The sequence below is a fragment of the Pseudomonas sp. MUP55 genome (assembly GCF_034043515.1).
Classification (GTDB): domain Bacteria; phylum Pseudomonadota; class Gammaproteobacteria; order Pseudomonadales; family Pseudomonadaceae; genus Aquipseudomonas.
This window is the reverse complement of sequence record NZ_CP138214.1, coordinates 2,545,491-2,563,487: the sequence shown is the minus strand read 5'-3', so window position 1 is coordinate 2,563,487 and position 17,997 is coordinate 2,545,491. Positions and strand designations below refer to the sequence as shown.

General features: G+C 62.5%; 14 protein-coding genes and 1 pseudogene. 12 read left to right on the top strand and 3 right to left on the bottom strand.

What is annotated here, in order from left to right:
• Positions 1 to 150: 150 nt before the first annotated feature.
• From SC318_RS11520 to SC318_RS11465, 12 genes and pseudogenes are all read left to right on the top strand, one after another.
• On the top strand, positions 151 to 1,938 hold the full coding sequence (locus SC318_RS11520; RefSeq protein WP_320430890.1) for a dermonecrotic toxin domain-containing protein: 1,788 nt from the start codon (positions 151 to 153) through the stop codon (positions 1,936 to 1,938).
• Positions 1,939 to 2,054: 116 nt separating this feature from the next.
• Entirely contained in the window at positions 2,055 to 2,405 is a 351-nt protein-coding gene (locus tag SC318_RS11515; RefSeq protein ID WP_320430889.1) for a hypothetical protein, read from the top strand.
• 292 nt (positions 2,406 to 2,697) lie between these two features.
• Complete coding sequence (locus SC318_RS11510) at positions 2,698 to 3,657, top strand: AAA family ATPase (RefSeq protein ID WP_020301524.1); 960 nt, start codon at positions 2,698 to 2,700, stop codon at positions 3,655 to 3,657.
• A gap of 5 nt (positions 3,658 to 3,662) precedes the next feature.
• The gene (locus SC318_RS11505; RefSeq protein WP_124386360.1) at positions 3,663 to 4,595 is read left to right on the top strand and encodes a DUF58 domain-containing protein; all 933 of its coding nucleotides are present in this window, start codon (positions 3,663 to 3,665) and stop codon (positions 4,593 to 4,595) included.
• Positions 4,592 to 5,086 carry a DUF4381 domain-containing protein gene (locus SC318_RS11500; protein WP_124386359.1) on the top strand — a complete coding sequence of 165 codons (495 nt, stop codon included), beginning with the start codon at positions 4,592 to 4,594 and terminating at the stop codon, positions 5,084 to 5,086. The genes SC318_RS11505 and SC318_RS11500 overlap by 4 nt, the downstream gene beginning before the upstream one ends.
• Entirely contained in the window at positions 5,079 to 6,167 is a 1,089-nt protein-coding gene (locus SC318_RS11495; RefSeq protein WP_320430888.1) for a vWA domain-containing protein, read from the top strand. The genes SC318_RS11500 and SC318_RS11495 overlap by 8 nt, the downstream gene beginning before the upstream one ends.
• Positions 6,164 to 7,903 (top strand): VWA domain-containing protein, encoded by a 1,740-nt coding sequence (locus tag SC318_RS11490; RefSeq protein WP_320430887.1) that lies wholly within the window; start codon positions 6,164 to 6,166, stop codon positions 7,901 to 7,903. Before SC318_RS11495 ends, SC318_RS11490 begins: the two co-directional genes overlap by 4 nt.
• The gene (locus SC318_RS11485) at positions 7,900 to 9,540 is read left to right on the top strand and encodes a BatD family protein (RefSeq protein WP_320430886.1); all 1,641 of its coding nucleotides are present in this window, start codon (positions 7,900 to 7,902) and stop codon (positions 9,538 to 9,540) included. The genes SC318_RS11490 and SC318_RS11485 overlap by 4 nt, the downstream gene beginning before the upstream one ends.
• 445 nt (positions 9,541 to 9,985) lie before the next feature.
• Positions 9,986 to 10,225, top strand: coding sequence for a DUF6124 family protein (locus SC318_RS11480; RefSeq protein WP_320430885.1), 240 nt, complete (start codon positions 9,986 to 9,988; stop codon positions 10,223 to 10,225).
• Positions 10,226 to 10,520: 295 nt separating this feature from the next.
• Entirely contained in the window at positions 10,521 to 11,762 is a 1,242-nt protein-coding gene (locus SC318_RS11475) for an exonuclease SbcCD subunit D C-terminal domain-containing protein (RefSeq protein WP_320430884.1), read from the top strand.
• Positions 11,759 to 15,397, top strand: a complete 3,639-nt coding sequence (locus SC318_RS11470; RefSeq protein WP_320430883.1) for an AAA family ATPase — start codon at positions 11,759 to 11,761, stop codon at positions 15,395 to 15,397. The genes SC318_RS11475 and SC318_RS11470 overlap by 4 nt, the downstream gene beginning before the upstream one ends.
• Positions 15,394 to 15,988 (top strand): annotated as a pseudogene (locus SC318_RS11465) (glutathione S-transferase). The gene SC318_RS11470 and the pseudogene SC318_RS11465 overlap by 4 nt, the downstream one beginning before the upstream one ends.
• Positions 15,989 to 16,116: 128 nt before the next feature.
• Here the strand turns inward: SC318_RS11465 and SC318_RS11460 are convergent.
• The 3 genes from SC318_RS11460 to SC318_RS11450 form a co-directional block, all read right to left on the bottom strand.
• Positions 16,117 to 16,296 (bottom strand): hypothetical protein, encoded by a 180-nt coding sequence (locus tag SC318_RS11460; RefSeq protein WP_124386352.1) that lies wholly within the window; start codon positions 16,294 to 16,296, stop codon positions 16,117 to 16,119.
• A 156-nt stretch (positions 16,297 to 16,452) separates the two neighbouring features.
• Positions 16,453 to 17,628 carry a lactonase family protein gene (locus SC318_RS11455; RefSeq protein WP_320430882.1) on the bottom strand — a complete coding sequence of 392 codons (1,176 nt, stop codon included), beginning with the start codon at positions 17,626 to 17,628 and terminating at the stop codon, positions 16,453 to 16,455.
• Positions 17,615 to 17,908: a DUF5629 family protein gene (locus SC318_RS11450; RefSeq protein WP_320430881.1), complete on the bottom strand. Its 294-nt coding sequence runs from the start codon at positions 17,906 to 17,908 to the stop codon at positions 17,615 to 17,617. The genes SC318_RS11455 and SC318_RS11450 overlap by 14 nt, the downstream gene beginning before the upstream one ends.
• Positions 17,909 to 17,997: the final 89 nt, after the last annotated feature.

The following is a 17,997-nucleotide window of genomic DNA, read 5'->3' as shown; positions in this document are numbered from 1 at the left end:
GCGCGAATAGGTTTTATCAACCGAGTTCATAGAATCTTAAAATGAATTCAAATCGCCGGGTTTAACCAATCAGTCGTTAGTCGATGCACATCGCATTGATTGAACAACACCCAAGGACGGCCCACTCATTAGTTGATGTGAGCTTTTAGTATGAACAACGTAACTGCGTATACCTCTTATGGGCACATGAGTGTGTCGGCGTCTGTGCCGGTCGACGGCCCCACTGCTCCTATCGACCCGCCGAAGGCTCCAGCGATTAATGACCCCGCCCGCCCCGAATCAAACGCTGGCTCATCCGGCGTTGCACCCTCTGCAACGCCTGACGGGCTCGACAACGCTTTTTGGGCGGCCCAATACCAAAAGTGGAAAGCGTCCAGCTTTGGTAAATCCGACGCGTGGAAAGATGCCCATATCCCGGCACACCTTAAAGTCTTTTTGGCGCATGACCGATCAGTTCAGCTCGACGCCGGAATAAAAGATTATTCAACGATGAACTACGTTGCTTCACCCGAAATGAGAGAGAGCACCCGGAATCAGATAAAAGCTCACTATAAAGAACATCATGGGCTGGATATCGACCCGGATAAAACGTACCTGATGACATTCGCCTACAACGTGAGGGGTCACACACCGCCCTACCCCGGCCGAATTATCAGCAAAATATCCTTGACGGATGCTGCGATCAAAAATATTCAAGACACCCCTGGCCACGACAACCTGCCCAAGGTCTCTTTCAATCCACATCAAGAACCTCCACCCCCCATTGAAATCGTGGATAACCTGACGATCGGGTATCACCGCAGCTCTGGCCGCCATGGCTACCAAAAAAGTCCAACTGCACTGCAAACCCAACAGTACGAAGGGATTTACTTCGACCCTCCTGCCGAGGAACACTACGACGCGTCCAACCAAGCCCCCATCACGCCAAAATCATTCCGTGCCTACGTATGGGATACCAGTTTCAGCAAAACACATAAAGCTGAGCTAGATAACTTCTGGAACGAATACCGAGACAAGTACAGCACGTTGTCCAAGATGTCTTTTGTGACTGCCGCGCATAAACAATTCGAGGAAAATACCCTAAGCCCAGAGGGCCGTGACCTGGCGATGCGGCTGGCTGGCATCAGTGCGCAAAAGCCACTTGACTCATTGACGGCCAGGGACTTTCAAGCGGGCTATACCCAAGATCCCGATCTGGAGCTAAAAGAACTTACGTTTGAAGGGCGGGTGGCGTCGGGCATTTTTTATGCCATCGATAAAACCACCCAAAAAACCCTGCTCTACATGACAGGCAATTCATCTCCCATCCATGAGTTCGACAACCCTACCCTGATGCGCAAGTGGTTGACAGAACAAATGACGGACGAAACAAAACGCAAACAGTTCGCTGAATATTTCAAGCTGGACGACCGCGCAGACAGCGTATGGGAAGCCGGGATTGATGTGCACCTTGAAAAAACCGGGCTCTATGCAAAACATCACATTGACTGGTTGGAGGATAGGCCTTTCGGCGGAAAACCCATCGAAGCAGACCCGTTCAAAAGCATGCAGGCCCGTGTGGAGCAATATACCTATAACAACACTGATTCGACCTATGTCAGCAATGACGACTGGAAGAAAAAGAACGTGCTCGCCGGATTAAAGAGTGCCAGCAAGTCCTTGGTGATACTTGCCCCGGTAGCGCTCGCCGTGCCGCAGATTGGTATCGCAGTCTTGCTGTTTGATCTGGGCATCGCCGCAACAGAAATCGGTTTGGGTATTGATGATTACCGAAAGGGACGGCCGGGTGCAGTTGACCGCATTACTTTTGGCGCTTTCAATGCGGTGCAGATAGCGAGCAAACAAGCGGGTTCACAAGTGTTTGGCCCCCTGGTAAAGCCGCCTATAGAGCGGGCGATTCTGCCCAAGATCATTCCGCAGATTAATCCGCCCACTTAACCCTGCGTTTATCAATAGGTGGCGCCCTGCATGGCTGCAGGAGCGCAACCGACTGTAAAAAAAGTCATAATGGCGAGATTGCGGCCACACCCGCCCGTCTTACCAAAGGTTTTGTTATGAAGTTGAACACCGATGCCCTGATGGCCACGCCCTGCGACGACGAAGAAGACAACATGGCCATGCTTTGCTGTCACGGCAAGAACGGCGAAATGTTCATGCTCACCCGTTACCCGGATGAAGACGAGGTGGAGCTGACGTGGGACTACGAGCCTTCGACCCTGGATGGGCTGAAAGTGACGTTGGGCGACACCACCTTATTGATCGAACTGGCGGCCGGCGACACCGATGCCCTGGGGGGCAAGGATCAACTGCAGATCACTCATGCCACCGCCGCCTCGGATATGGCCGAAGTGGAGCAAACCTTGCAGAACATCCTCAAAGGCACCGGCACCTACACCCGAATTTAAGACCACCACAAATCCAATGTGGGAGGGGGCTTGCCCCCGATAGCGGTGTGCCAGTCGCCAGAAATATTGACTGACCCACCGTCATCGGGGGCAAGCCCCCTCCCACAGTGGTGCTCATTCACCTTGACGGCGTCATAGTAGAAAGCGCGCCTCCTACACAAAAATCCTACAAGTTTTGCCAAAAATACCCGTCACGCCGTTAGTCGCCACACCCCACGATGCATTAAAGTAAGCGCCCCAGGCCGGTGTTTCTCCCTGACACCCGGGCTCATCTTTCCAGGAACCGTCATCGATGGAACATCGTGAAGCGCTGCTTGCGCTGCGAACCTTTCTTTCTACGCAGATTCTCGGCCAGGAAAAACTCATCGATCGCCTGCTGATCGCCCTGCTAGCCGACGGCCATATGCTGGTGGAAGGCGCGCCGGGCCTGGCCAAGACCAAGGCGATCAAAGAGCTGGCTGAAGGTATCGAAGCGCAGTTCCATCGTATCCAGTTCACCCCCGACCTGTTGCCCGCCGACATCACCGGCACCGAGATCTATCGTCCGGAAACCGGCAGTTTCGTGTTTCAGCAAGGGCCGATCTTTCACAACCTGGTGCTGGCCGACGAAATCAACCGCGCACCGGCCAAGGTCCAGTCGGCCCTGCTCGAGGCCATGGCCGAGCGCCAGGTCAGCGTGGGCCGCAGCACCTATGAGCTGTCGCCGCTGTTTCTGGTGATGGCCACGCAGAACCCCATCGAACAGGAAGGCACCTACCCGCTGCCGGAAGCCCAGCTCGACCGTTTTCTGATGCACGTCAAGATCGGTTTCCCGGATGCCGCCGTCGAGCGGCGTATCCTGCAACAGGCACGTGGCGAAGCCCTCAATGGCGAAACCAAGCCCGAGCGCCGCGTCAGCCAGCAGGCAATATTTGCCGCACGCAAGGAAATCCTCGGCCTGTACATGGCCGATGCGGTGGAGGAATACCTGGTGCAGCTGGTGATGGCCACGCGCACACCGGCCAAGTTCGACCCGGAAATGGCCGAGTGGATTGCCTATGGCGCCAGCCCGCGCGGTTCCATCGCCCTGGACCGTTGCGCCCGCGCCCATGCCTGGCTGGCCGGGCGCGACTTCGTCAGCCCCGAGGATATCCAGGCGGTGCTGTTCGACGTGTTGCGCCACCGCATCATTCTGTCGTTCGAAGCCGAAGCCGCAGGCGTTGACCAAGACCGCGTGGTGCAGCGCATTCTTGACGTTGTTGCCGTCGCTTGAAGCCGATGAACGCGAGCGCGGGTATCCACGTCACGCTCAGCGAGTTGATCGAGATGCGCCATCGCGTGCGCGAAGTGCAGTTGTTTTCCACCCCCGGCCAGCGCAGCCCGCTGATCGGCCTGCACCATTCCAAACTGCGCGGGCGCGGCGTGGACTTCGACCAGGTGCGCGTGTACCAGGCCGGGGACGACGTGCGCACCATCGACTGGCGCGTCACGGCGCGCACCCAGGAGCCGCACACCAAGCTGTTCCACGAAGAGCGCGAGCGGCCGATTTTCATCATGGTCGAGCAAAGCTGCCGGCTGTTTTTCGGCTCGGGGCAGATGTTCAAATCGGTGCTGGCCGCCCAAGCCGCCAGCCTGATCGGCTGGGCCGCGCTGGGGCATAACGACCGCGTGGGCGGCCTGGTGTTCGGCGACAGCGAGCACTACGAAATCAAACCCCGACGCAGCAAGCAAAGCCTGCTGCAACTGCTGAACCGCCTGGTGCGGGTCAACCAGAGCCTGAACACCGAGAGCCGCCCGGAAGCCGACGCCTTGGGCATGGCCCTGCGCCGTGGTCGCGAAGTGCTGCGCCCCGGCAGCCTGGGGATTGTGATCTGCGATGAACGGGCGCTGACTGAAGGTGCCGAGCAACAGTTGAGTCTGCTGTCGCGCCATTGCGACCTGTTGCTGCTGCCCATCTCCGATCCGCTGGACCACGCCCTGCCCGCCGCCGGGTTGCTGCGCTTTGCGCAACGGGGTGCGCAACTGGAACTGGACACGCTCAATTACGAATTGCGCCAGGCCTACAAGGCCCAGGCCGAAGCACGCATCGCCCGCTGGGAACTGCTCGCGCAAAAACTGCGCGTATTGTTGATGCCACTGAGCACCCAGAGCGAAATGGTCGAGCAACTGCGCGAATACCTCAACCCGCAACGCCCGGTCAAAAAACAATGAGCAGCCTCGACCAACTGCAACCGCTGATCGCGCCACCGCCCATCGGCTTCTGGCCGCCCGCGCCGGGCTGGTGGCTGCTGTTGCTGGTGATCCCGCTGCTTGGCTGGGGCCTGTGGTGGCTGCGCCGCTTCCTGCCCACGCGACGCCCGGTGGCCCGTGTCGAACAACCGCTGGACCCGCTGCGCATCGCGGCCCTGGCCGAGCTGGCGCTGATGCCCAAACCCTATGACGGCGCGCCCGCCGGCGCCTGGTTGCAACAGCTCAATGGCTTGCTCAAGCGCCTGTGCCGCAACGACTACCCCTACAGCCAGAGCCACACCCTCAACGGCCGCAAATGGCTGGCGTTTCTTGACAACCGCTGCCCTGCCGCCGGCCTCACGCGCTGGATGGTGCTGGTGGAAGGCGCCTACAAGCCTGAATGCAAACTCGACGACAAGGCCATCGCCGGCCTGACCCAAGCCGTCGACACCTGGATCCGCAAACATGTTTGAGTTCGCCTGGCCGTGGATCTTTGCCCTGTTGCCTTTGCCGTGGCTGATGCGCCTCGTCCTGCCAGTGGCCGACAGTGGCGAACCCGCCTTGAAGGTCAGCTACCTCAACGACCTCGAAAGCCTGGCCCGGCGCCGCGCCCGAGTGAACCTGCCGGGCTGGCGCCAGCAGGCACCGTTCGTGGTCCTGTGGCTGCTGCTGTTGACCGCCGCCGCGCGCCCCGAGTGGCTGGGCGAGCCGTTGCCGATTGCCGCCAGTGGCCGCGACTTGCTGGTGGCGGTGGATGTGTCCGGCTCCATGGATTTTCCCGACATGCACTGGCAGGACGAGGACGTCAGTCGCCTGGCCCTGGTCAAGCACCTGCTCGGGGATTTTCTTCAAAGCCGTGAAGGCGACCGCGTGGGCCTGATCCTGTTTGGCAGCCAAGCCTACCTGCAGGCGCCACTGACCTTCGACCGGCGTACCGTGCGCACCTGGCTGGACGAAGCGCGCATCGGCATTGCCGGCAAGAACACCGCAATCGGCGACGCCATCGGCCTGGCCTTGAAACGCCTGCGCCAGCGCCCGGCGCAGAGCCGCGTGCTGATCCTGGTGACCGACGGCGCCAATAACGCCGGGCAAATCGACCCACTCACCGCGGCGCGCCTGGCCGCCGAAGAAGGCGTGAAAATCTACCCGATCGGCATCGGCGCCGATCCCGAGCAGACCGGTTCGCTGGGCATTCTCGGCGTGAACCCCAGCCTGGACCTCGACGAACCGGCGCTCAGGGCAATCGCCGAGGCGACGGGTGGCCAGTATTTCCGCGCCCGCGATGGCAAGGAGCTGGAGCAGATCAAGGCAACCCTCGACACGCTGGAGCCGGTCGAACAGCAGCCCACTCAGGCCCGTCCGGCCCACGCGTTGTACAGCGGCCCTCTGGCCCTGGCGCTGATCCTCAGCCTCTTGCTGGTGGTGCAGGAGCGCTGGCCGAACAACGCCTTGCAGCGGCTGTACAACAAACTGTCGAGCAAGGGCATGTTCCTGCCCCAGAGCCCTGAATGGCGCCAGCGCCTCAAGCGCCTGCGCTTGCGGAGGCGTCGATGATCGCCTTGTGGCCACATTGGTTGCGCCCCTGGTGGCTGTTGCTGCTGCCGCTGCTCGGCTGGTTGCTGTGGCAACTGTGGCACCGGCAGAAACGCGCCGGGCGCTGGCAGGTCATCCTGCCGCCGGCGTTCCATGCCACCTTGCTCAGTGGCGGCAGCGGTCGCGAGAGCAAATCCCCCTGGGTGGTGCTGGGCATCGCCTGGCTGCTGGCGTTGCTCGCGCTGCTGGGGCCCAGTTGGCAACGGGTTGAACAACTCAGCCAGAAGCCGTCCGACCCGCTGGTGGTGCTGCTGGAACTCACGCCGGAGATGCTCGCCACCGACAGCCCGCCCAACCGCCTCGAACAGGCGCGGCGCAAGCTGTATGACTTGCTGCAAGCGCGCACCGATGCGCAAACGGCCATCGTCGTGTATGCCGGCAGCGCCCACACCCTGGTGCCGCTGTCAGATGACCTGGCCACCAGCCGTAACCTGCTCGAAGCGCTACGGCCCTCGATCATGCCCGAGCCGGGCCACCGCGCCGACCTGGCGGTGGAAAAAGCCCTGGCCCTGCTCAAGCACGCAGGCCTCGGCCAGGGGCGTCTGCTGCTGATCGGCTCGTCGCTGTCCAAGCAGGAGCGCCAGGGTATTCGCCTGCTGCTGCAAGGTAACCAGGCGCCGAGCTTGTCGATCCTCGGCATCGGCAGCCGTGAAGGCACGCCAGTGACCCAGGAAAGCGGCGAATTTCTCAAGGACGAACAGGGCGCGATCCTGATCCCACGCCTCGACAGCCCGACTTTGAAGGCCTTCGCCAGCGAAATGGGCGGCCGCTACCGAGCCGCGCGCCTGGACGAGAAAGACCTGCGGCAACTGGGCGTACTCGATCCGCCGCAAGCCCTGCGCGACGACGGCCAACTGCTGCGCCTGGACACCTGGGCCGATCAGGGCTACTGGCTGCTCCTGCCGCTGCTGCTGTTGGCCGCTTGCGCCGGGCGCCGCGGTTGGCTGTTTTGCCTGCCGCTGCTGTTGATGGCCGCACCGCAGCCCAGCTACGCCTTCGAATTCCAGGACCTGTGGCTGCGCCCCGACCAGCAAGGCCAATACCTGCTCAAGAAAAAGCGCCCCGCCGAGGCCGCCGAACGCTTTCAGGACCGGCAATGGCAAGGCGTGGCCCTCTACCAGGCCGGCAACTATGCCGAGGCGATCAAGCGCTTTGCCGAAGGTGACGACGCCTACGCCCACTACAATCGGGGGAATGCCCTGGCCAGGTCCGGTGCACTGGAAGCGGCGATCGATGCCTACGAACAGGCCCTCGAAGCCCAACCCGACCTGCAGCCAGCCCTGAAAAACAAGGCATTGGTGGAAAGTCTGCTTGAGGAACAAGCGCAATCGCAGCCCGACGAACCCGAAAAAAACCAGGATGACGAAACCACTCAACCCGGCCAAACTGCGCAACCGGGTGCGGATGGGCAAGAGGCCAAGGGTGGCGAGCAGTCCACCCAGGGCCAGGGCGAAGCCGGAAACGGCACCACCGACGGCGCGGTCACGCCGCCAACCGCCAGTAACGAAGTACCCGGCAGCGAACTGGGCGACGAGCAAACCACCACACCGCCGCTACGTCCGGCCGATGCCGGCCTCCAAGGCGAGCAGCGCCAGGCGCTGGAGCAATGGCTGCAGCAGATCCCGGACAACCCCGGTGAACTGCTGCGACGTAAATTCTGGTACGAACAGCAACAACAACAGGACAAGACTCGATGAGCCGCCGCACCACCCTTCTGCTCTTGCTCGCCTTGTCGGCAGGCCACGCCCAGGCGGCGAACCTGGTGGCCAGCGTCGACCGCAGCCGCCTCAATTCCGGGGAAACGGTGGAACTGACGGTGGAATCCAGCGACGTGACCCAGTTCGGCAAGCCCGACCTGTCGCCGCTGGACGCGCAGTTCGAAGTCAGCGGCACGCGCCAGATCAACCAGCTCACCACCCTGGGCGGCGATAACCACGCCACCACACGCTGGATCATCACCCTGCTGCCCAGGGAAAACGGCACCGTGGTGATCCCGCCGCTGCAAGTGGGCGAACTCAAGACCCAGCCGATCACCTTGCAGGTGCTGGAGACCGCCAGCCAGAACACCAGCGCCGAACTGGCACCGGTGTTTGTCGAAGCCAACCTCGACCAGACCAGCGTCTACGTGCAGGCCCAGGCCCTGTTGACGGTACGCGTGTACCACTCGGTGTCGCTGTACGACGACAGCAGCCTCACGCCACTGCAGCTCCCGGATGCACGGGTGGAGCAACTGGGCGAGTCGCGCACCTATGAAAAAGTCATCAACAGCATCCGCCATGGCGTGATCGAAACCCGCTATGCAATCTATCCGCAGCACAGCGGCACGTTGACGATTGCAGCGCAGACCTTCAGCGCCACTCTGGTGGAATCACGACCGCCTCAGGAGAACACGCTGCAGGGCACCAAACCGGGCAAGCTGATCCACGCAAGCTCGGCGCCCCTGGCGTTGACGGTCAAGCCCAAGCCCGAGTTCTACCCCGCTGACACGCCGTGGCTGCCGGCGCGCAGCCTGAGCCTGGATGAAACCTGGAACCCCACGCCCGAGCATGTACAGGTCGGTGACTCGTTGACGCGCAGCCTCACGGTCAAGGTCGAGGGCCTGTCCAGTGCGCAACTGCCGGCGCTGCCCAGTACCGAGGTTAACGGCCTGCGGCGCTACCCGGATCAGCCGGTACTGGGCAACCAGACCAGCGAGCGCGGCCTGATCGGCAGCCGTGAAGACCGTGAGGCCCTGGTGCCAACTCGTGCCGGCGCGCTGGAACTGCCCGCCGTCGAAGTGGTGTGGTGGAACACCCATGAAGATCACCTTGAACGCACCACCCTGCCCGCTCGCACCCTGCAGGTTGCGGTCAACCCGAGCCTGGTGGTGGACACGCCCGCCACGCCGACCGTCATCACCGCGCCGGATGAGGAGCGCCTGTGGCTGTGGCAGCTCAGCACCCTGCTGCTGGCCTGCACCACCTTGCTGGGCTTCGGCCTGTGGTGGCGCGCCCGCCGCCAACCCGCCGTGCAACGCGCCGCGCAAACCGGCCCGAGCCCACGCACCTTGCTCGACGACCTCAAGCGCGCGACCCAGGCCAACGACCCCCAGGCCACCCGCCAGGCCCTGGATGCCTGGGCCCGCCAGCAACCGGAAACCCTGGCCGACATGGCCGCGCGGTTCGTGCCATTGTCGGATGCACTGGACGGCTTGAACGGCGCGTTGTACAGCGAGAGCGGCCAGTACTGGCTGGGTGAAGACCTGTGGCGGGCGATCAAGGCCATCCCCGTGGCCGAGCGCCAACAAGACCCGGCCACCGACACCACCAGCTTGCCGCCGCTGTACCCCAAATAACCCCGAACACCACGCGAACCAATTGTGGGAGGGGGCTTGCTCCCGATAGCGGTGTGTCAGTCAACACACCTATCACTGACACACCGCTATCGGGAGCAAGCCCCCTCCCACAGTTGACCTGCATCGCCTGCTGGACATGCATTGTTAAAGGCCAGCAATCCCTATCCCTTTAATTTGCAGGACGTTTCCTAGACAATCCTTCGGCCTTGCGCCTGCTCATTTCGCTGGATAGCCTTCGCTTCGTCGCTGCATATCAGCGATCGGGTGTGAGATCCCGTGTATTAGCAGGCGCCATGCGCTACGACCGTCTATGGCGGCTATGTGCGGGCAGGCTTTGGTCTGGCCGGATCCTGCTTTCCGGTATCTCACCCCGCACATAGCTGCCACCTTTTGACGTGTGAGATCGGCAAAAGAGTGGCTCCCAACCCAAGCAGGAGCTTCACGCATGAACAAACTCGTCCCCGATCCCCCCTTTCCCGTTTTTATCGCCCACGAAGACCTGAGCTTCGAAGACGCCATCGCCAGCATTGCCTCGCTATTACGCTGCGCTGCCACCACCGCAACGCAAACCGCCGAAAACCTCAACGGCGCCCAACGCGACATGGCCTGTTCCACCGCCCACCTGATCGACATGGCCCGCACCCTGGCGGACCGGGCCTTGGAGTGCCTGCAGCCCCAGGCATAACGCACAACCCCTGTGGGAGGGGGCTCGCCCTAATGCCAGTCAGTTAAGAAGCAGCACAAGCGAGAAGTAACCTGTGGCGAGGGAGCTTGCTCCCGCTGGACTGCGCAGCAGGCCCATTGTTTGGGGCCGCTTCGCGGCCCAGCGGGAGCAAGCTCCCTCGCCACAGGTACGGGTTCGCCTTAACTGACTGGCATTAGGGCTTGCCCCCTCCCACAGTTGACCTGCGTCACCTGGAGCAGCGTGTTCGCATAACAGGTAAACTCCCCTCCTTTTCATCTTCTCCACGGAGTTCGCCTTGCGTCTGTTTCATACCTCCGACTGGCACCTTGGGCAAAACCTGCACGGCCAGGAACGCGACTTCGAACATGCCTGTTTCCTCGAATGGCTGCTCGGCCAGTTAAAAGCCGAGCGCCCGGATGCGCTGCTGATCGCCGGCGATATATTCGATACAGTCAACCCGCCGCTCAAGGCCCAGGAGCGGCTGTATGACTTCATCATCGGCGCCCATGAACAAAACCCGAACCTGACGATTGTGATGATTGCCGGCAATCATGACTCCGGCTCGCGCATCGAACTGCCCGCCCCGCTGATGCGCCGTCTGCGCACCCATGCGTTGGGCCGCGTGCTGTGGCTGGATGATGGCCAATTGGATGCCGAACGCCTGTTGATCCCGTTGCCGAACGCCAAAGGCAAGATCGCCGCCTGGTGCCTGGCGCTGCCCTTCCTGCGCCCGGCGGAAGTCACCGGCGCACACCTGGGTGACGATTACCTGCGCGGTATCGGCCAGGTGCATGAATGGCTGATTGCCGCCGCCAACGCCAAGCGCAACAAAGGCCAGGCGCTGATTGCCATCAGCCATGCACACATGGCCGGGGGTTCGGTGTCGCAAGATTCCGAGCGCAGCCTGATCATCGGCAACGCCGAGGCGCTGCCGGCCACCCTGTTCGATCGAAGTGTCGGCTATGTTGCCCTGGGCCATTTGCACAAGCCGCAAAAGGTGAACGGCGAAGAACGCATTCGCTACAGCGGCTCGCCAATTCCGCTGTCGTTTTCCGAAATCGGCTACAAGCACCAAATTCTCGACGTGATGTTTCAGGGCGAAAGGCTGGTCAGCGTAGAACCGCTGCTGATTCCGCGCTCGGTCAACCTGCAACGCCTGGAGGCGGCGCCGCTGGCGGATATTCTCAAGGCCCTGGCCGAATTGCCCGATGTCGACCTGCTCGCTGAAACCCAGCGTCACCCCTGGCTGGAAGTGCGGGTGCTGCTCGACGAACCCCAGCCAGACCTGCGCCAGCAGATCGAAACCGCCCTGCACGGCAAGGCCGTGCGCCTGGTGCGCATCGCTGCCGAATACGCAGGCAATGGCCCGCGCGAAGACGGCGACGAAGACCGCCTGGTCGAACTCGACCAGCTCACGCCCCAGGAGCTGTTCAGCCGCGCCTGGCAGGACAGCTACGGCAGCGAAGTGGATGAACAGACCCTGAAGGACTTCGCCGTGCTGCTCCAGGAAGTGCAACAGGAGGGCGAACAGCCATGAAGATCCTCGCCATCCGCCTGAAAAACCTCGCCTCCCTGGCCGGGCCGTTCGAGATTGACTTCACCGCCGAGCCGCTGGCCAGCGCCGGTCTGTTTGCCATCACCGGGCCCACGGGCGCCGGTAAAAGCACCCTGCTCGATGCCTTGTGCCTGGCTCTGTTTGGCGCGGTGCCACGCCTGGGCGATACCGGCCAGGCGAAGATGCCGGACGCCGACAGCGATATTTCCATTGGCGATGCGCGTACCCTGCTGCGTCGCGGTACCGGCGGCGGCTATGCCGAGGTGGATTTCGTCGGCGTCAGCGGCCGCCGTTACCGCGCGCGCTGGGAAGCCAACCGCGCCCGCGACAAGGCCAGCGGCAAGTTGCAGGCCAGCCGCCAGAGCCTGATCGACCTGGACAGCGAGCAACTGCTGGCCAGCCAGAAAACCGAATACAAGACCCAGCTGGAACTGGCCCTGGGCCTGAACTTCGAGCAGTTCACCCGGGCCGTGCTGCTGGCGCAGAGCGAGTTCAGCGCCTTTCTCAAGGCCAACGACAACGAGCGCAGCGAACTGCTGGAAAAGCTCACCGACACCGCGCTCTACACCCAGCTTGGGCGCCGCGCCTTCGACAAGGCCAAGGACGCCAGAGACGCCCACAAGCAGTTGCAGGACCAGGCCACCGGCGTGGTGCCCCTGGCGCCCGAAGCCCGCGCCGAACTCGACCAGCAACTGGCCCAGGCGCAACACCAGCTCAAGACCCAACAGGCCCAGCTCAAGCAACTGGAGCTGCAACACACCTGGCTCAAGGAGCTGGGCGAGTGGCAGGAGCGCCAGCAAAGCGCCGCCGAGCAGTTGCAGCAAGCCCAACAACACTGGGACAGCCAAGGCCAGCAACGCCAGGATTTGACGCGCCTGGACCAGCTCGCCCCGCAGCGCCATCACTTCGTGCGCCGCGCGGAACTCGACGCATTGCTGGCCCCACTTGCCGAGCAGATTCGACAGCACCTTGACCAGCAAACCGCGCTGCACAGCCACCAGGAACAGGCGCAACAGCAGCAGGCCAGCGCCCAGTCGGCACTCGCCCAAGCCCAGCACGACCAGGCGAACGCCGCGCCCTTGTTGCGCCAGGCCTTCGAAGCACAGACCACCCTCGCCCACTTGACCAAGGAATTGGCCAAGCGCACCGAGGACAAGCAGCAGCACGACAGCGCCTGCAGTGAAGGCCAAGCCTTGCTCACGGGCCTGCAAGCCAAGCAGGCCGAAGTCGCCGAGCGCCTGCAACGGCTGGCCACCGAGCTTGAACGCAGCGCCGCCCTCGCCCCGTTAAGCGATGCCTGGAGCGCCTACCGCGACCGCCTGCAACAGTTGGTGCTGATCGGCAATCGCCTGAACAAAGGCCAGGCCGAGCTGGCGCAGCTCGAGGCGCGTGCCACCAGCGCCACCGAGCAGTTCGCCCAGCAACGTGACGCGCTGAACCTGCTGTATCAGGAAGCCGGCGCCGAACCGCAGGCCGTCGCCGAGCAGATCCAACTGCTCGCCAGCCTGTTGCAAGACAATCGCAAGCAGCAACGCGCCTTCGAAGACCTCACCCGGCTATGGGACAGCCAGCAGCAGTTGGATCAACAGGCGGCCAACCTCACGCAGAAACTGGCCCACGCGCAGCAGCAACGCGAACAATTGAACCAGACCGGCCTGCACACCAAGGCCGAACTGGCCGTGGCCGAGCAAACCCTGACGGTGACCAAGCAACTGCTGGAACGCCAGCGCCTGGCCCGCAGTGCCAGCGTCGAGGAGCTGCGCGAGCAGTTGCAGGATGACCAGCCGTGCCCGGTGTGCGGCAGCCATGAGCACCCCTACCACCAGCCTGAAGCGTTGTTGCAGAGCCTCGGCCGGCATGACGAGAACGAAGAAGCCACGGCGCAGAAAGCCGTGGACAGCCTCAAGGAAAGGCTCACCGAGCTGCGTGGCGAAGTGGGTGGGTTGATCGCCCAGCAAAAGGAGTTTCTGCAACAACAGGAGCAACTGGCGACGCAACAACAGGGCCTCACGCCCAGCCTGCACGCGCATCCGCTGGGCGCCGCGCTGTTCAACCAGGAGGGCGCCAAACGCAGCGCCTGGTTGGCTCAGCAGCTCGATCAGCTCACGCAAAGCATCACCCAGGATGAACAACGCCAGGGCGCCCTGCTCAACCTGCAGCAAAACGCCGGACGTTTGCAGCAACAGTTGCAAGCTGCGCAGGACGCGAGCCAGCAAGCCCGTCAGCAGCTGGTGGACCAGCAGCGCGAACTGGCCAGCGACCGCGAACGCCTCGACGCCGAACTCAACGCCTTTGCCGGCCTGTTGCCGGCCGAAACGCTGGAGGGTTTACGCAGTGAACCGGCGGCGACTTTCATGCAACTGGACCAGCAGGTCTCCCAGCGCCTTGAGCACGTGGGCCATCAGCGCGATGAATTGGCTGAGCAGCACGAGCGCCAGCAGGCCATCGAGAAAGAACAGACCCATCAGCAGCATCGCCAGCAACAACTGGCTGCTGCGGTGCAGCAAGTAACCGATCTGACCCAGCAGCAACAGGCCGCCCAGCAAACGCTCAGTACCCTGCTGGGCGACCACGCCAGTGCCGAACAGTGGCAACTGCAACTGGACCAGGCAGTGGTACAGGCACGCCAAAGCGAAGCCGACGCCAACCAGCAGTTGCAGGCATTGCGCAACGCCCTGATCCAGCTGGCCGCCGACCTCAAAGCCCAGCAGGAGCACCAACAGGCATTGGCCGCCGAACAGCAAAGCCTCGACGTGCGCCTGGGCGAATGGCGCGCCCAGCACCCGGAACTGGACGACGACGGCCTGAGCCACCTGCTGGCCTTTGATGAGGCACAGGTCAACCAACTGCGCCAACAGCTGCAACACAGCGAAAAGGCCGTGGAACAAGCCAGCGTCCTGTTGCGCGAGCGCGAGGAACGCCTCGCCGGGCACCAGGCCTTACACAATGGCAACCTCGACGCCGAGCAGTTGGACGCCGCCCTGGCCGCCCTCAATCAACAGCTGGCCGACAGCGAGAAACACTGCGCCGAACTGCGCGCGCGCCAGGCCGAAGACCAGCGTCGCCAGGACGCCAACCACGCCCTCGCCGAGCAGATCGCCAGGGCCTATGACGAATGGCAGCGCTGGGCGCGCCTGAGTGCGCTGATCGGTTCGGCCACCGGCGACGCCTTCCGCAAAATTGCCCAGGCCTACAACCTGGACCTGCTGGTGCACCACGCCAATGTGCAACTGCGCCAACTGGTGCGCCGCTATCGCCTCAAGCGCGGCGGCAGCATGCTCGGGTTGCTGGTGATGGACACGGAAATGGGCGATGAACTGCGCTCGGTGCATTCGCTGTCCGGTGGCGAGACGTTCCTGGTTTCGCTGGCGCTGGCCCTGGGCCTGGCGTCGATGGCGTCGAGCACACTGAAGATCGAGTCGCTGTTTATCGACGAAGGGTTCGGCAGCCTGGACCCCGAGTCGCTGCAACTGGCGATGGACGCCCTCGACGGCCTGCAGGCCCAGGGCCGCAAGGTGGCGGTGATTTCCCACGTGCAGGAAATGCACGAGCGCATCCCGGTGCAGATCCAGGTCAAACGCCAGGGCAACGGCTTGAGCACCCTGGAGGTCAAATGAGCCAGGTACTGCTGTATTCGTTCCGGCGCTGTCCCTACGCGATGCGCGCAAGGTTGGCGTTGCGCTATGCAGGCATAGCGGTAGACATCGTCGAGGTGAGCCTCAAGGCCAAGCCGGCCGAAATGCTGGCACTGTCGCCCAAGGGTACGGTACCGGTGTTGAGCGTGGAGGGTCGGGTGATTGAGGAGAGCCTGGACATCATGCAGTGGGCGTTGGCGCAAAACGATCCCGACGATTGGCTGCTGCAAGGCGACCCCGCCGTACTGGCGTTGATTGCCGAGAATGATCAGGGGTTCAAACATCACTTGAATCGATACAAGTACGCCGAGCGCTACCCGCAACACCCGATGGCGCATTATCGGGCCGAGGGCGAGCAGTTCTTGCAGAGGCTGGAGGCGTTGCTCGCGGACCGTGACTACTTGCTCGCCGCGCACATGAGCCTGGCGGATGCGGCCGTCGCGCCGTTCGTGCGCCAGTTTGCCCATGTCGATCGCGAGTGGTTTGCGGGCACCCCCCTATCCACGGCTACAGGCGTGGCTGCAGCGGTTTCTGGAGTCTCCATTGTTTACAGCGGTAATGGCAAAACCCTGAATCGCGACTCGGTCCCATGTGGGAGGGGGCTTGCTCCCGATAGCAGTTTGTCAGGCACTGCAGGTGTGACTGATATACCGCTATCGGCAACAAGCCCCCTCTCACATAGGGCCTCTGTAGCCTGCTGCTCAGTGCTGAATTTTGTGATCCAGTGCGGCGTAGAAATTGGCGCTTTGCTGCAAGTATTTCTGGGTGTAGGCGCTGGTGCTGGATTTTTTACCGGTGACTTCCACGCTGGCGGCGGCAGGCAGTGCAACGGTCGCGGAAACAGCGGAAGCGGCGATGATCGAGAAGAGATTGAAGTTCATGATGGTAACCCTCGTGTTCGTTTGGTTGGATGGCCGGTGGAGGCCTTGGAACCCAACTTACGCCCGAGGGTTGAACCTTTGAAATGCTTTGAAACATTAGCCGCTATCAATACAATTAATACAACGGCTCAGGCCCCGCTCAGCGGGGCCTGTGGCTTATTGACGCACCAGAAACTTAAGGTCGCTGGGCGCATCGATCGGCTGTTTCTGCACGGTTTTACCCAGCAGACCGGTCTTGGGGTCGCGTTCGATCACCACGATTTCGTTGCTTTTCTGATTGGCCACCAGCAGGAACTTGCCGCTCGGGTCCAGGCTGAACTCGCGCGGGTGATCGCCTTCAACAGAGCGCCGCTGCAGTTCCTTCAGGTGCGCGGTGGCCGGGTCGATGCTGAACACCAGCATCTGATTGGTGGTGCCACGGTTGCTGACGTACAGGAACTTGCCGTCGCTTGAGGCGTGCAAGGCCGCTCCAGCCTTGTCGGACACCGGCTGGCCGGCGGCGAAGTCCACCAGCTGGGTCTGGCTCAGCTTGCCGTCGTGGTAATCGAACACCGCCACTTGCGCGCTCATTTCGGTGGTGAGCCAGGCGTGCTTGCCGTCGGCACTGAACAGCAGGTGACGCGGGCCGCTGCCGGGCGGCAGTTGCACAGCGGCCGGGTCGGCTGGAGTCAACGGCAGCTCATGGTTGGCCTTGGGGTCGTAGCGGTAGGCGAACACCTTGTCGGCCCCCAGGTCCTGGACGAACACATACTTGCCATCGGGTGACGACACCACCGAATGCACATGGTTGGACGCCTGGCGCTCCGGGTTGACGCCGCTGGCCGGGTGCCCGCTCATCTGCACCGGTGCCGACAGTTTGCCCTGGGCATCGACCGGCAGAATCGCCAGGCTACCGCCCGGATCCTGCAGCACCGAATAGTTGGCCACGAACAGGTAACGCCCATCACCGGCCAGGCTCGAATGGGTCGGCTCGTTGCCCAGGCTCTGGACCTGGTTGATCAAGGTCAGCTGATGGGTGCCGGCGTCAATGCTGTAGCTGCTGACGCGGCCGACCGGGTCCTTCTGGCCGGGGCCATTTTCGTTGACCACGAACAAGTGCTTCTGGTCCCTGGAGACCGTCAGCCACGACGGGTTTTGCGCCTTCGCCGCCAGCGCCGGCTGGCCCTGGAACTGCCCGGTGCTGCTGTTGAACTGCAACCGGTAGATGCCTTCGCTGGTGCCGGCGGTGTAGCTGCCCACCAGCAGTTCATAGGTGGCGGCGGGCGCGGCTTGCACCGACATCGCGCCGACGCTGCCCGCCATCAGCAGGGGCCAGAATTTACGCATGTTCATCCGTTTGGTCCTCGTCGTTATTGTCATTGTCACCGGTAGAACCGTGCATGCAGAGCAACCGGTGCTCGCCGGCATCGCTGCTCAGTGTCCAGGACCCTGTGGCGTCATCGCGCGTTGCCGCCTGCAGTTGCGCCAGGCTGAACACCCAGTGCTTGGGCGCCCGCCCGTCCAGGCAAGTAATGCGCAACGTTTGCGCGTTCAGTTGGAAGTCAAAAGTGTACAGCCCGTCGATTTCCACCATGTCACAGGTTTGCAGGGCGCTGAGCAAGCTATCGGTCATAACCATCTTTCATCAGGTTCAAAACGCCCATCATAGGCCAGTTTGCGCCTCGCACCTAAAGCCCTAACCGGCTACCACCTCGCGCAGCA

Excerpts from the sequence above, each read along its gene's own strand:
- SC318_RS11460 (WP_124386352.1), bottom strand. The coding sequence starts at position 16,296 with ATGAACTTCAATCTCTTCTCGATCATCGCCGCTTCCGCTGTTTCCGCG.
- SC318_RS11510 (WP_020301524.1), top strand. The coding sequence starts at position 2,698 with ATGGAACATCGTGAAGCGCTGCTTGCGCTGCGAACCTTTCTTTCTACG.
- SC318_RS11455 (WP_320430882.1), bottom strand. The coding sequence starts at position 17,628 with ATGAACATGCGTAAATTCTGGCCCCTGCTGATGGCGGGCAGCGTCGGC.
- SC318_RS11480 (WP_320430885.1), top strand. The coding sequence starts at position 9,986 with ATGAACAAACTCGTCCCCGATCCCCCCTTTCCCGTTTTTATCGCCCAC.
- SC318_RS11500 (WP_124386359.1), top strand. The coding sequence starts at position 4,592 with ATGAGCAGCCTCGACCAACTGCAACCGCTGATCGCGCCACCGCCCATC.
- SC318_RS11515 (WP_320430889.1), top strand. The coding sequence starts at position 2,055 with ATGAAGTTGAACACCGATGCCCTGATGGCCACGCCCTGCGACGACGAA.
- SC318_RS11485 (WP_320430886.1), top strand. The coding sequence starts at position 7,900 with ATGAGCCGCCGCACCACCCTTCTGCTCTTGCTCGCCTTGTCGGCAGGC.
- SC318_RS11505 (WP_124386360.1), top strand. The coding sequence starts at position 3,663 with ATGAACGCGAGCGCGGGTATCCACGTCACGCTCAGCGAGTTGATCGAG.
- SC318_RS11470 (WP_320430883.1), top strand. The coding sequence starts at position 11,759 with ATGAAGATCCTCGCCATCCGCCTGAAAAACCTCGCCTCCCTGGCCGGG.
- SC318_RS11495 (WP_320430888.1), top strand. The coding sequence starts at position 5,079 with ATGTTTGAGTTCGCCTGGCCGTGGATCTTTGCCCTGTTGCCTTTGCCG.
- SC318_RS11490 (WP_320430887.1), top strand. The coding sequence starts at position 6,164 with ATGATCGCCTTGTGGCCACATTGGTTGCGCCCCTGGTGGCTGTTGCTG.
- SC318_RS11450 (WP_320430881.1), bottom strand. The coding sequence starts at position 17,908 with ATGACCGATAGCTTGCTCAGCGCCCTGCAAACCTGTGACATGGTGGAA.
- SC318_RS11520 (WP_320430890.1), top strand. The coding sequence starts at position 151 with ATGAACAACGTAACTGCGTATACCTCTTATGGGCACATGAGTGTGTCG.